The sequence below is a fragment of the Rhodoferax sp. GW821-FHT09E07 genome, from assembly GCF_059416145.1.
Genome location: NZ_JBWKOP010000007.1, coordinates 22,657 through 36,339, shown reverse-complemented (window position 1 = coordinate 36,339; position 13,683 = coordinate 22,657). Strand labels below are relative to the sequence as shown.

General features: G+C 61.1%; 11 protein-coding genes. 4 read left to right on the top strand and 7 right to left on the bottom strand.

Going from position 1 to position 13,683, the window contains the following annotated elements; all coding sequences use genetic code 11:
* The 7 genes from AC07OE_RS14635 to AC07OE_RS14605 form a co-directional block, all read right to left on the bottom strand.
* On the bottom strand, nucleotides 1–1,313 hold a 1,313-nt coding region (locus AC07OE_RS14635), incomplete at its 3' end, for a retention module-containing protein (protein WP_495071308.1).
* A 92-nt stretch (nucleotides 1,314–1,405) separates the two neighbouring features.
* The gene (locus AC07OE_RS14630; protein WP_495071307.1) at nucleotides 1,406–2,044 is read right to left on the bottom strand and encodes a response regulator transcription factor; all 639 of its coding nucleotides are present in this window, start codon (nucleotides 2,042–2,044) and stop codon (nucleotides 1,406–1,408) included.
* Entirely contained in the window at nucleotides 2,041–3,459 is a 1,419-nt protein-coding gene (locus tag AC07OE_RS14625) for an HlyD family type I secretion periplasmic adaptor subunit (protein ID WP_495071306.1), read from the bottom strand. The genes AC07OE_RS14630 and AC07OE_RS14625 overlap by 4 nt, the downstream gene beginning before the upstream one ends.
* Nucleotides 3,459–5,645, bottom strand: coding sequence for a type I secretion system permease/ATPase (locus tag AC07OE_RS14620; protein ID WP_495071305.1), 2,187 nt, complete (start codon nucleotides 5,643–5,645; stop codon nucleotides 3,459–3,461). The genes AC07OE_RS14625 and AC07OE_RS14620 overlap by 1 nt, the downstream gene beginning before the upstream one ends.
* Before the next feature lie 3 nt (nucleotides 5,646–5,648).
* A complete protein-coding gene (locus tag AC07OE_RS14615) occupies nucleotides 5,649–5,972 on the bottom strand; it encodes a hypothetical protein (RefSeq protein ID WP_495071304.1) in 324 nt (107 codons plus the stop codon).
* A 137-nt stretch (nucleotides 5,973–6,109) separates the two neighbouring features.
* Nucleotides 6,110–7,228, bottom strand: a complete 1,119-nt coding sequence (gene mnmA / locus AC07OE_RS14610; protein WP_495071303.1) for a tRNA 2-thiouridine(34) synthase MnmA — start codon at nucleotides 7,226–7,228, stop codon at nucleotides 6,110–6,112.
* Nucleotides 7,229–7,318: 90 nt separating this feature from the next.
* On the bottom strand, nucleotides 7,319–7,816 hold the full coding sequence (locus tag AC07OE_RS14605) for an NUDIX hydrolase (RefSeq protein WP_495071302.1): 498 nt from the start codon (nucleotides 7,814–7,816) through the stop codon (nucleotides 7,319–7,321).
* A 180-nt stretch (nucleotides 7,817–7,996) separates the two neighbouring features.
* Between AC07OE_RS14605 and AC07OE_RS14600 the strand changes: the two genes are divergently transcribed.
* The 4 genes from AC07OE_RS14600 (at nucleotide 7,997) to AC07OE_RS14585 (ending at nucleotide 13,671) form a co-directional block, all read left to right on the top strand.
* Nucleotides 7,997–9,604 carry a Re/Si-specific NAD(P)(+) transhydrogenase subunit alpha gene (locus AC07OE_RS14600; protein ID WP_495071301.1) on the top strand — a complete coding sequence of 536 codons (1,608 nt, stop codon included), beginning with the start codon at nucleotides 7,997–7,999 and terminating at the stop codon, nucleotides 9,602–9,604.
* 12 nt (nucleotides 9,605–9,616) lie between these two features.
* Complete coding sequence (gene pntB / locus AC07OE_RS14595) at nucleotides 9,617–11,035, top strand: Re/Si-specific NAD(P)(+) transhydrogenase subunit beta (protein ID WP_495071300.1); 1,419 nt, start codon at nucleotides 9,617–9,619, stop codon at nucleotides 11,033–11,035.
* Nucleotides 11,036–11,133: 98 nt separating this feature from the next.
* Complete coding sequence (locus AC07OE_RS14590) at nucleotides 11,134–12,807, top strand: long-chain-fatty-acid--CoA ligase (RefSeq protein ID WP_495071299.1); 1,674 nt, start codon at nucleotides 11,134–11,136, stop codon at nucleotides 12,805–12,807.
* A 90-nt stretch (nucleotides 12,808–12,897) separates the two neighbouring features.
* Complete coding sequence (locus tag AC07OE_RS14585; RefSeq protein ID WP_495071298.1) at nucleotides 12,898–13,671, top strand: 5'-methylthioadenosine/adenosylhomocysteine nucleosidase; 774 nt, start codon at nucleotides 12,898–12,900, stop codon at nucleotides 13,669–13,671.
* The last annotated feature ends 12 nt before the right edge of the window (nucleotides 13,672–13,683 follow it).

The window sequence follows — 13,683 nt, the reverse complement described above, 5'->3', positions numbered from 1 at the left end:
GTGGCGTTGGCCACGCCGCCGGCCTCGACCACGGCGCCGGAGCTGGAGCCGCCAATCACGGGCACATCGTTGGTGCCGTTGATGGTGATGGACAGAGTGGCGGTGGTGGTGGAGCCATCGCCATCGGTGAGCGTATAGGTATAGGTATCGGTGAGGGTCTGGCCGTTGTTCAGAGCGTTGACGGCGGCGTTGGAGTTGTCCAGCGTATAGGTGTAAGTGCCATCGGCATGCAGATCCAGCGAGCCGTGAGCCAGCGTGACATTGGCCGTGGTGACCGCAGTGGCATTGGAGTCGGCACCCACGGTGTCATTGGCCAGCACGGAGCCTGTGACCGTATTGGGGGCAGCGTCCTCGGTGATGGAGGCGGAGTCATTGACGGCAGTGGGCTTGCTGTCGGTGATGACGATATTGAGATTGCTCGCCGTGCTGGTAGCGCCCAGGGAATCGGTAACGGTGACGGGCAAGGCGGCTGTGGCGGATGCATTGGTGCTGTGCACCACGGGATCAAAGGTATAGCTGAGCTTGCCGGTGGCAGGTGCGTAGCCATTGAGCACCAAGGTGCCATCGGCGGTGGTGATGGTGACTGGCGTGGAGCCCAGCGTGGCGATCTGAGCGGCACTCAGCGAGGTGCCCGCCACAGAAATACTGGCCAGGCCGGCAGGGGCGGTTACGGTGAACTCGCCGGGGATGGCGCCGTCAGTCTCGGCCACCGTCTTGTTGCCGGCAACCCCCGCTCCGTTCTCGTCGGGGATGGAAACGCTAGGTGCGCCCGGTGGCGTTGTCGTTCCAGACGTTGTTGTGCCAGTGGGTTGAGTGGATGTGCCCGACGCATCAAAGACGGCCGTGTCTGTCTGGTTGTTGTCACGCTGAATGCCCAGCGAGGTGAGCTCTTCGCTGATGCGTAGCACGCGCACAAAACTGTGGGAGTCGCTGGCATCTCCACCAGAAAGGCCTGCTGCGGTGGCGTCCAGTTCCTCTGACAGATCACCGGTACCGGTTGCGAGGATCTTGGCAATGGCTTCAGCACCGCTATTCAGATTCTTGAGAGCCGCTTCAGTAGGGTCGGTCTTGATGGTTCCTAGCAGGTTGGCGTCGAGCAGCAGTTCGCGGCCGGATTCGACGGTAACGAGGTTGTCATGCGGCATGGCCAGCTCAAGCCGTGTTCCATCCTCTGTCGCGATGACTTGGCCCTCCTGGACTTCATCGCCCAAGTGCAGGGGCTTGCGACTGCCATCCGGATTCACGATCCACGCGTTGCCTTGCAGAACAACGACAACACCGCGTGCTTGGGCGGAAACTTGATTGGCAGCCATGAAAACTCCGGAATTCAGCTAATTGGATCAGCTGACTCTAGAGGATGGCGACGCGCCCGACTATTGTCCTTGAGTACAGGTTTTGTGCTTTTCTACTGGATTCCGTGGACTTTTAACGCCAGCTGCAGTCGATCAGTCACGCCCAACTTCTCAAAAGCAGCACTCAAATGGGCTTTGACGGTGCGTTCAGAGATTCCGCAGGCGGTTGCAATGTCCAGATTGGATGCCCCTTTTGCCGCCATAACAGCGACCTCTGTCTCTCGGTGGGTCAGTTGATCACGCCAGGCCATCGCTGGCGTGGCAACCAAGGGGGCTGCCTGGTTGGCGCCGCGAATCAAACGCTGCATCAATGCGGGGCCAATCCAGACGTGCCCTGCCTGCACCACCTGTTGAATCTGACGCAAGGTTCCTGCATCTGAAAAAGCATGGCAATAGCCTGCACAGCCCGCATCCAGAGCCGCCATTGCTTCGTGGTCTTTGGGGTTGGAGCTGGTTGCAATGACTTGATGGCCCCCGTCAACCCATAAGGTTCGCCATCTGGGGTCCTGCCAATTGGGCAGACCGGGCAATGCCAAATCTACCCATATCTGGGCGCCTCTGGGTACCGCCTGCCCAATCAGTGCCTCAAAACTGGTGGGCGTGAGCGCTTTAGGGTGACCCAGTGCCTTTTGCCAATGCAGGCGCAAGCCCGCGTCGTGTGTTGCATACACCCATGCCTTGCCCCCAATCATCGTTCGGTCATCGCCTTTGCGCGGGCTCGCAAGATGGGTTTCAGCAAATACGAGAGCACCGACTTCTTGCCGGTGAGGATGTCTACCTCTGCGACCATGCCGGGGATGATCGGGAATTTTTGTGGACCGATGCTGTTGGACAGCGTGCGAACACGCACCACAAAGTAGGCATTGCCCTTGTCATCGACCACACTGTCTGCACCGATCTGCTCCAGTGTGGCTTCCAAGCCGCCGTAGATGGCGAAATCGTAGGCAGTGAATTTGACCAGCGCCTTTTGCCCGGGGCGGAGGAAGGCGATGTCCCGCGGTAGCACTTTGGCTTCCAGCAACAATGCATCGTCCGACGGCACCAGCTCAATCACGTCCTTGCCGGGTTGCACCACGCCGCCTACCGTGTTGACCTTGAGTTGCTTGACCGTGCCATTCACGGGTGAACGGATTTCAGTTTGCTTCACCCGGTCTTCCAGAGCGGCGCTGCCTTCAGACAGCGCATTGAGCTTGGCATTTACGTCGCTCATCTCCGACCGGGATGTGTTGCGGAACGTGAGCTCCACCTCCTGAATTTTGCGATTCGCCTCCGCCACGGCTGACTCGAGTCGCGGAATATCCGAACTCGCGCTGTCGCGCTCTCCGCGGTACCGTGCGACGTCGCGCTCCAGTCGCAACAGTTCCACATCTGACACCGCTCCGGTTTTCACCAGTGGGCGTGTCATTTCCAGCTCGCGCGCGGTCAGGTTGTAGCTTTGCGAAGCTTGTTCGCGCCGCGCACGCACCGAGAGCAATTCCTGAGAGCGTTGGGTCGATTGCTGGCGGGCGACACCAATCGTGGCATCCAGTTCGGCTCTGCGCGACTCATACAGGGCGCGCTCCTGTTCCACGATCTCGGGCGCTTGTTTGACGACTTCGTCAGGTGGCACAAACCGGGAGCCTTCGGCCAGCGCCCGCAGGCGTGCTGCTTTGGCCAGCAACGACAGGTACTGAGATTGGTTTTCCCGCAACGACGACACCATGCGCGTGGGGTCTACCTTCAGCAAGAGATCGCCCGCCTTCACCGTCTGGCCCTCGCGCGCCAGAATTTCCGACACGATGCCCCCGTCCATGCTTTGCAAAATCTGGATCTGCCGCGATGGAATCACCTTGCCCTCGCCGCGCGTAACCTCATCCAGCACCGCAAAAGCAGACCATAGCAACAGCACCAGCACGGCAACCACACTGAGCCAGATCAGGATGCGCGCGCCCTTGGGCGTTTGTTCTGCGATCGCCCAATCGGCATTGGCGTCGAAGTCGCTGTCTTGCTCGTTGTGCCGACCTGCAATGGCGAGCAGGCTCCGGTCTATCCAGCGTGAGCACCAAGCGTAGAACCGGCGCCATAGCGCCATGGTTTTGGGAAACTTTGTGCCGGGTGCGGTTGCCATCAGGCGGCCCTCCCTATGCGGCCGCTTTGCAGCGCCTCAACCACCTGGGCCTTGGGGCCATCGGCCATGATTTGGCCGTTGTCGATCACGATCAGCCGGTCCACCAATTCCAGCAATGATGTGCGGTGGGTCACCAGAACGACGGTCTTGCCGATGGTGAAGCGGCGCAGGCGCGCTTTGAGGAGGTCTTCGCTTTGGTGGTCCATGGCGCTGCTGGGTTCGTCCAACAGCAGGATGGGGGAGTCATTCAGCACCGCACGGGCAATGCCTACCGCCTGACGCTGCCCGCCCGACAGCGATTCACCGCGCTCTCCGATCGGCATGTCAAATCCGCGCGGGTGGCGGTTGGCAAACTCGGTGACACCGGCCAATTCGGCTGCGGCAATCACATCCTGATCATCGGCAAAGGGGGCGCCCAGTGCGATGTTTTCTTTCAATGTGCCGTAGAACAGACTGACGTCCTGCGAAACAAAACCTGCTGCCCTGCGCAGCTCGGCGGGGTCAATCTGACGCAAATCAATGCCGTCGATCAAGATGGCGCCCTCGGAGGGCTGGTGCAAGCCCAGGATCAGGCGCTGGATGGTCGATTTGCCAGACCCCACGCGGCCAATAAAGGCAACCTTCTCTCCCGCATGGATCTTGAACGATACGCGGCTCAGTACCGCTTGTTGTTGCCCGGGGTAGGAGAAACTGACATTCTTGAATTCAATGGTGCCCTGGAAGCCGGCGCGGTGCAAAAACGCAGAATCGTCGGCGCGCTCGGGCTGGGTTTGCATGTGGTTGGCAATGGATGCCAGCCCACTCTTGGCGCTGTGGTACTGCATGAGCAGCCCGGCCACTTGGCCAAACGGTGCCATGGCGCGTCCTGCCAGCATGGAGGCCGCGATGATGGCGCCCATGCTGATCTGGTTGGCCATCAGCAGGTACACGCCCAAGATCACGGTGGTGACAGACACCAGCTGCTGCATCATTTGCGCAAAGTTCAGTGTGGCGTTCGAGAGCAACTTCAGCTTGGTGCTGTTTTGAGCCAGAAAGACCGTGGACTGTTCCCATTTGCGCTGGAAGGCGCTCTCGGCCACCATGAACTTGATGGTCTCAATGCCCACCAGGCTTTCCACCAGCGTGGCATTGCGTTGGGAGGACGCGCGCTGCGTCACATCCACCAACTCCTGCATTTTTTGTTGCACCACCAGAGACGCCACCAGCAACATGCCGATGCAGACCAGCGGCGGCAGCAGCAGCCAGGGAGAAATCCAGATGATGACCACAAAGAACACCAGCACAAACGGCAAGTCGACCAGGGTGGTGATAGAGGCAGAAGCCACAAAGTCGCGCACCGATTCAAAGGCCCGCAGATTGGCAGCAAACGACCCAACAGAGGCGGGCCGGTCTGCCATGCGCAGACCCAATACCCGCTCCATGATGCGGGAGGACAGTGTGACGTCAATGCGCTTGCCGGCCGTGTCCAGGATGTAGGCCCGCAGCACGCGCAGCGCTGCGTCAAAGCACATCATCACCAGCACGCCAACGGCCAGCACCCACAGCGTTTCCTCGGCCCGATTGGGCACCACTCGGTCATACACCGTCATGGAGAACATGGGCATGGCCAGGGCAAACAGATTGATCAGCAGGGCGGCCAGCAGACTATCGCGGTACAGGCGCCAGTTCTGGAACACCACGCTCCAGAACCAGTGCCGTGATTTGACCTGACCCGTTTGCGGTGTGCGCGGGTCGAACTTGAAGACCGGCCGCACGAAGAACACCACACCGGCGAACAGTGCCTCCAGTTCTTCCTTAGGCAGCACGTCCCCCGACTCTCCGCTTTCCGGAAATCGCACCCGCGCCTGGCCGTCTTCCGTCCATTCCAGCAACAGGCAGGCTTGCTTTTCCTTGAGCATCAGGATCACTGGCAGCAGCCCCGGTCGCAAGTCCGATAGCGCACGCCTTGCGAGTCGCGCTGTCAGCCCTGCGCGGGCCGCAGCGCGCGGCAGCAAGGCCGGAGTAACCAAATTGTTTTCCAGCGGCAGCCCGGCCGAGAGCGCCTCCTGGCTGGTCGAGATGCCGAAGATGCGTGCGATGGCCACCACGCTATCCAAGAGCGGGTCGAAATGGACGCTGTGTTCGCCCAAGCGCCAGGTGCTGGGCTTGGGTTGTGGGATGGGCGTCGGTGGGGGGTTAGACACCATGGGTTACAGCAGACGGTCGTCTCCGCCAAGCAGGTTCAGCGCGCCCTGCATGCGGTTGCGCAGCCCTTTGCGCAGGGTCAGCTTGCGCTGGGCCGCGGCGGGCAGGTCGGTGTGGCGAATCACGTTCTTCACGATCAGGGTGTCGATCAAGTCTTCCAGCACACGCACAAACTCGGCGTCGGCAGCGTCAAATCCGGGCTCCGCGGACCGTGCGCCCATGAAGCCCACGATATCGGGGTGGGTGTCGTCCAGAAACTCTCCCCCCGCGCGCTCTTGCCGAGACAGCGAGGCGATGGACCCATCCGCATTGCGTAGTACGTGGAACATGGCAGTGGTTGGTGAGGTGGTCCCTGGCAAACTGTATGCAATTCGCTTGTTGAGGCGGATGTTAGCACCAGCTTTACCGGAGGCCGTGCCAACCAAATCACGGTTTGTAGTCTTTTGCGCCGGCTCCAAGGACGCGGTCAGGCGGTGGTAGCTGCCGTTGTGATGATGCCACCACCCAAACATACCTCGCCGTCGTACAGCACGGCCGACTGGCCGGGCGTCACCGCCCACTGGGCTTGTGCAAAGTCCAGCGCAAAAGTGGTGTCGGAATCGGCGTGCACGCTGCAGGGGGCGTCGGCCTGCCGGTAGCGGGTTTTGGCCGCCATGGCCGCGTCGGCCGGCGCAGCGCCCGCTACCCAGCTCGCGTCTTGCGCCTGCAATGCCAGCGACTGCAGCCAGGGGTGGTCATGCCCCTGCACCACCCACAGAGTATTGGTCTCCATATCCTTGCGTGCCACAAACCAGGGGGCATGGTCGCCACCGCCGCGCTGGGCGCCCTTGGCCTTGAGCCCGCCAATGCCCAGGCCCTGGCGCTGGCCCAGCGTGTAGAACGACAGGCCCACGTGCTCGCCAATGGTGTGGCCCTTGGCGTTCTTGATGGGGCCGGGTTCCTTGGAGATATAGCGGTTCAGGAATTCGCGGAACGGGCGCTCGCCAATGAAGCAAATGCCGGTGGAGTCTTTCTTCTTGGCGTTGGGCAGGCCGATCTCGTCGGCAATGCGGCGCACTTCGGTCTTGTGCAGCTCGCCTACCGGGAACAGGGTCTTGGACAGTTGGGCCTGGTTGAGGCGATGCAAAAAGTAGCTCTGGTCCTTGGCCGGGTCCAGACCCTTGAGCAGCTCGTGCTTGCCGGTGGCCTCGTTCAGGCGCACGCGGGCGTAGTGGCCGGTGGCGATTTTCTCGGCACCCAGGCGCATGGCATGGTCCAAAAAGGCCTTGAACTTGATCTCGGCGTTGCACAGGATGTCGGGGTTGGGTGTGCGCCCGGCCTGGTACTCGCGCAGGAACTCGGCGAACACGCGATCGCGGTAATCGGAGGCAAAGTTGACATGTTCGATCTCGATGCCCAGCACGTCGGCTACGGCAGCGGCGTCTACAAAATCGATGTTGGAGGAGCAATATTCGCTGTCATCGTCATCTTCCCAGTTCTTCATGAAGATGCCGACCACCTCGTGGCCTTGTTGTTTCAAGAGATGGGCGGTAACGGCGGAATCCACGCCCCCACTCAGCCCGACCACGATGCGTTGCTTGCTCATGCCCCAATTTTACCGGGGCAGGCTTGGTGCGGGTTTGTATGCCAATAATGCCCCTGGCCCCCGTAGATATTGCGCGAGCAGCTCCTTTTTTTATAGCGGTGTGACCGGCGCCCAAATACTGGCGTCGGCGTAAACCAGTTCCAGCGGGTAACGCTGGCCGCGCAAATAGTCTTCCATGCACTGCAGCACCAGCGGGCTGCGGTGGCGGTCTTGGCTGGCGCGCAGCTCGTCGGCTGTCAGCCACACGGTACGTTCAATGCCGGTGTCCAGCGTGCGCTGCGCGTCAAAGGCGCCCAGGGTGCCCGCGTAGGCGAAGCGCAGGTAGGTCACATCTTCCAGGCCGTCCGCACGCTGGCGCTGAAAACGGGATAGGTACAACCCCACAAGAAAGGTTGGCGTGAACGCATAGGCCGTTTCCTCTAATACCTCTCGGGAACAACCCTGAGCGGGCGACTCCGCCGGGTCCAGGTGACCGGCCGGGTTGTTCAGGCGCAGGCCTTCAGGCGTATGTTCTTCCACCAGCAGGAAGCGGCCCTGTTGCTCTATGACAGCGGCTACGGTGACGCTGGGTTTCCATCGTGGGGTCATGCGGGATTATGGGCATGGAAGGTTGGGCTGTTTTACGCAGGGGCCGTCGCGCAAGCGGCGCCAGATGGGCGTTGGCACAGGGAAATTCAGTTAAAGTTGCCGCCCAGATACCTTTCGCCAAGCTTACCGCTGCGAAACACGCCCCAGGGCTAGGCCCCATCCATCTTGAGGAGTCGCTTGATGCAGACCAGTGTTCCCACTGAAAAAGGACAGCGTATTGGTGTTCCCCGGGAGATATTTCCCGGCGAAAAACGCGTTGCCACGGTCCCGGATGTTGTGGAGAAGCTGATCAAGCTGGGCTTCCAGGTCAGTGTGGAGTCGGGCGCTGGCGTTTTGGCCAACTGCGACGACGACAGCTACCGCGCAGCGGGTGCGCAGGTGGTGGCCACGGCCGCGGAAATCTGGGCGCAATCGGACATCGTCTTCAAGGTGCGCGGCCCCTCCAGCGACGAAGTGAGCCTGCTGCGCGAAGGCGGCACCCTCATCAGCTTTATCTGGCCGGCCCAAAACCCCGAACTGCTGCAACAGCTGGCCGCCCGCAAGGCCACCGTGTTGGCCATCGATGCGTTACCCCGCACACTGAGCCGCGCCCAGAAGATGGACGCCTTGACCTCCATGGCGGGTGTCAGTGGCTACCGCGCGGTGATTGAAGCGGCCAACGCCTTTGGACGCTTCTTCAATGGTCAGATCACGGCCGCAGGCAAGGTGCCTCCGGCCAAGGTGTTCATTGCCGGTGCGGGCGTCGCAGGCCTGGCGGCCATCGGCACTGCAGCCAGCCTGGGTGCCATCGTGCGTGCCAATGACACGCGCGCCGAGGTGGCCGACCAAGTGGTGTCCCTGGGCGGTGAGTTCGTCAAGGTGGATTACGAGGAAGAGGGCGGCGGTGGCGGTGGTTACGCCAAGGTCATGTCCGAAGGCTTCCAGGCCGCGCAACGCGCCATGTACGCGCAGCAGGCCAAAGAGGCGGACATCATCATCACCACCGCGCTGATTCCCGGCAAGCCCGCGCCCAAGCTCATCACCGCCGAAATGGTGCGCTCCATGAAGCCCGGCAGCGTGATCGTCGACATGGCAGCCGAGCAGGGCGGTAACTGCGAACTGACCGAACCCGGCCAGGCCGTGGTGAAGCATGGCGTGACCATCGTGGGCTACACCGACCTGGCCTCGCGCCTGTCCAAGCAATCGTCCACGCTGTATGCCACCAACCTGTTCCGCCTGAGCGAAGAACTGTGCAAGGCCAAGGACGGCATCGCCAACGTCAACATGGAAGATGACGCGATTCGCGGCCTGACAGTCATCAAGGACGGCGCCATCACCTGGCCTGCCCCGGCACCCAAGGTGACTGCCGCACCGGCACCCAAGGCCGCGGCCCCCGTGGTGGCCAAGAAGCCGGCCCATGGCCATGGCGGTGCCAGCGAGCCCATGTCGGCGAAGAGCCTGGCCATCTTGATGGCCGTGGCTGCAGTGCTGTTCTGGTTGATAGGTAGCTACGCGCCAGCAGCATTCCTGGGGCACTTCACGGTGTTTGTGCTGGCCTGCTTTGTAGGCTACATGGTGGTCTGGAACGTGAAACCCGCACTGCATACGCCGCTCATGAGTGTGACCAATGCCATCAGCAGCATCATCGCCATCGGTGCCCTGGTGCAAATTTCTCCCGTGGCTGGTGCGGTGGGGCGGCCCGACAGCCTCATCACCTGGCTGGCAGCGGCAGGCATTGTGCTGACCGCTATCAATATGTTTGGCGGCTTTGCCGTCACCCAGCGCATGCTGGCCATGTTCCGCAAGTAAGGAGACCTGAAGATGTCTGCAAGTTTGGCTACGGTCTCCTACATTGGCGCGACCATTCTCTTTATCCTGAGCTTGGGCGGTTTGTCCAACCAGTCGACAGCCCTGCGCGGCAACCTGTATGGCATGGTGGGCATGTCACTGGCCGTACTGGCCACGGTGTTTGGTCCCAGTGTGACGGTGGCGGGCATTCCCTGGATCATCGGGGCTATGGTCGTGGGCGGCGGCATCGGCCTGTACGCTGCGCGCACCGTGCAGATGACCCAGATGCCTGAGCTGGTCGCACTCATGCACAGCATGGTCGGTTTGGCCGCCATGCTGGTTGGTTTTGCCACCTATGTAGATCCGGCGGCCACGGCTGGATTCGAGGGCGCAGCCAAGACCATCCACGAGCTGGAGATCTACATCGGCATCTTCATCGGCGCCGTCACCTTTGCCGGTTCCGTGATCGCGTTTGGCAAGCTGTCTGGCCGCATTGGCGGCAGCCCGGTGCTGCTGCCAGGCCGCCACTGGATGAACCTGGTGGGCCTGTTGGTGGTGCTGTACTTCGGTCGCGAATTCCTGCGCGCCGAAACGCTGGACGCCGGCATGACGCCTCTGATTGTGATGACCGTGGTGGCGCTGCTGTTTGGCGTGCACATGGTCATGGCCATTGGCGGTGCCGATATGCCCGTGGTGGTGTCTATGCTCAACAGCTACTCCGGCTGGGCCGCTGCAGCGACCGGTTTCATGCTGTCCAACGACCTTTTGATCGTGACCGGTGCGCTGGTCGGCTCCAGCGGCGCCATCCTGTCCTACATCATGTGCAATGCGATGAACCGCAGCTTCATCAGCGTGATTGCCGGTGGATTTGGCAGTGCTCCCGCGGCACCGAAGGCCGAAGGCGGCGCAGTGCAACCTGCAGGAGAAGTGGTTGCCGTCAATGCAGGCGAGACCGCCGAGCTGCTGCGCGAAGCCAAGAGCGTGATTATCGTGCCCGGTTACGGCATGGCGGTGGCGCAAGCCCAGCATACGGTGTTCGAGATTACGCGCACGTTGAGAGACAAGGGCGTCAATGTTCGCTTTGGTATTCACCCCGTGGCAGGGCGCATGCCCGGTCACATGAATGTACTGCTGGCCGAGGCCAAGGTGCCCTACGACGTCGTGTTCGAGATGGAAGAAATCAACGACGACTTCCCCGAGACCGATGTGGTGATGGTGATTGGGGCCAATGACATCGTGAACCCTTCCGCACAGGATGATCCGAGCAGCCCGATTGCTGGCATGCCAGTGCTTGAAGTCTGGAAGGCCAAGACCTCCATCGTGATGAAACGCAGCATGGCCTCGGGCTATGCGGGCGTGGATAACCCCTTGTTCTACAAGGACAACAACCGCATGCTGTTTGGCGATGCCAAGAAAATGCTTGATGAGGTGCTGGGCGCTTTGAAAACCTGAGTGGTGCGTGCGCAACCTAGGGAAAGCACACGCCCGTGTTGCGCCCAGGATAGAGAAAATACCCGATTGGGTTAAAAAAATAGGATGGAGACAAGGACATGACAGATCGCATTTGGCTGAACAGCTATCCCAAGGGGGTGCCCGCGGACATCAATACCGCGTTGTATCCCTCGTTGGTAGGGTTGATGGAAGAGAGCTTCCAGAAATACGCCAACCGCGTGGCCTACAACTTCATGGGCAAGGAGATCACCTATGCCCAGACCGACAGCCTGAGCCAGGCATTCGCCGCCTACTTGCAAGGCCTGGGTTTGGTCAAGGGAGACCGCGTGGCGATCATGATGCCCAACGTGCCCCAGTACCCCGTGGCCGTGGCCGGCATTCTGCGTGCCGGCTTTGTGGTGGTGAATGTGAACCCGCTGTACACCCCGCGTGAACTGGAGCACCAGCTCAAGGACTCCGGCGCCAAGGCCATTGTCATCATTGAAAACTTTGCCACGACATTGGAAAAGTGCATTGCGGCCACGCCCGTCAAACATGTAGTGCTTTGCGCCATGGGCGACCAGTTGGGCCTGCTCAAGGGTGCGCTGGTGAACTACGTGGTGCGCAATGTCAAGAAGATGGTGCCTGCGTTCAACCTGATCGGCGCTGTGCGCTTCAATGACGCCATTGCCCGCGGCACCAAAGCTTCATTCAAGAGGCCAGACACCAAGGCGGACGACGTCGCTGTGCTGCAGTACACCGGTGGCACCACCGGGGTGTCCAAGGGCGCTGTGCTACTGCACCGCAACGTGATAGCCAACGTGCTGCAGTCCGAAGCCTGGAACGACCCGGTCATGAAGAAGGTGCCCGCTGGTGAGCAGCCCACCGGCGTGTGTGCGCTCCCGCTGTACCACATCTTCGCGTTCACGGTCGGCATGATGTTGTCCATGCGTACCGGCGGCAAGCTGATCCTGATCCCCAATCCGCGTGACATTCCCGGCGTGCTCAAGGAGCTGACCAAGCACACGATCCACAGCTTTCCCGCGGTCAACACACTGTTCAATGGTCTGGCCAATCACCCCGATTTCAACACCGTGGACTGGAGCCATCTCAAGGTATCTGTGGGCGGCGGCACGGCCGTGCAAAGCGGCGTGGCCAAAATCTGGTTCGAGAAGACCGGTTGTTCCATTTGCGAAGGCTACGGCCTGAGCGAGACATCGCCTTCAGCCAGCTGCAACCCCGTCACTTCTACCGAGTACACCGGCACCATCGGCGTGCCCTTGCCCAGCACCTACATGAAGCTGCTGGACGACGACGGCAACGAAGTGCCAGCGGGCCAAAGCGGCGAGATTGCCATCAAGGGTCCGCAGGTCATGGCGGGTTACTGGCAGCGCCCTGATGAGACCGCCAAGGTCATGACATCGGACGGCTTCTTCAAGTCCGGTGACATTGGGGTCATGGATGAGAAAGGCTTCTTCAAGATCGTGGACCGCAAGAAGGACATGATTCTGGTCAGCGGCTTCAACGTGTTCCCCACGGAACTCGAAGACGTGGTGGCCCAGTTGCCCGGCGTCATGGAGTGCGCCTGCGTGGGGGTGGCCGATGCCAAAACCGGCGAAGCGGTGAAGCTGGTCATTGTGAAAAAAGATCCCAACCTCAGCGAAGAAGATGTGCGCAATTTCTGCAAGGAAAACCTCACGGGATACAAGCAGCCCAAGGTGGTGGAGTTCCGCACCGAGCTGCCCAAAACGCCTGTGGGCAAGATCCTGCGCCGCGAGTTGCGGGACAAATAACGCAGCTGTGCGGTACATACAAAGCGGCCTTCGGGTCGCTTTTTTATGCCTGCTACGCTTCATGTTTCCGTTCAACAACTCCGCATTTTCATGGCTGCTGCTGCCCCCGCCCCCATTGCCATCCTGAGCGCCCTGGCTGAAGAGCAGGCTGGGCTCATTGAAGTGCTGGAGTCGCCCCTGCGCGTGGAGTACGCCAGCCGCACGTTTTGGTGCGGCCTCCTTTGGGGTTTGCCTGTGGTGCTGGCGCTGTCGCGTATTGGCAAGGTGGCGGCAGCCACCACCACCACGGCACTGATCGCCCATTTTGGGGTGGGGCGGGTGGTGTTCACGGGAGTAGCTGGGGGTGTGGGCGAGGGCGTGCAGGTGGGGGACGTGGTGGTGGGGTCATCCTATGTGCAGCATGACATGGATGCCTCGCCGCTGTTTCCGCGTTATGAGGTTCCGCTGTACGGGCAGTCGGTGTTTGCGGGTGACGTGGCACTGTGCGACGCCTTGCAAACGGCGACCGAACGGGCCCTCGCGGGCACACGCCATCAGGGCCGCGCTCCCGCTGTGCACCGTGGCCTGATTGCCAGTGGCGACCGGTTCGTGAATGGTGCTACCGAAGTGGCTGTGTTGGTAGAAGCCTTGACGGCCGCCGGCCATACGCCGCTGGCCGTGGAAATGGAAGGCGCGGCCGTAGCCCAGGTGTGTGCCGACTACGGCGTGCCGTTTGTCGCAGTGCGCACGATCTCGGACCGGGCTGATGACAGCGCGCACCTGGATTTCAGCCAGTTCGTCAATGATGTTGCGAGCGTGTACGCCCGCAACATCATTCAGTCGCTGCTCAGTTCACTATCAAAAGAGGAGCTGCTTGCGCAATAAATACGCGGGCTG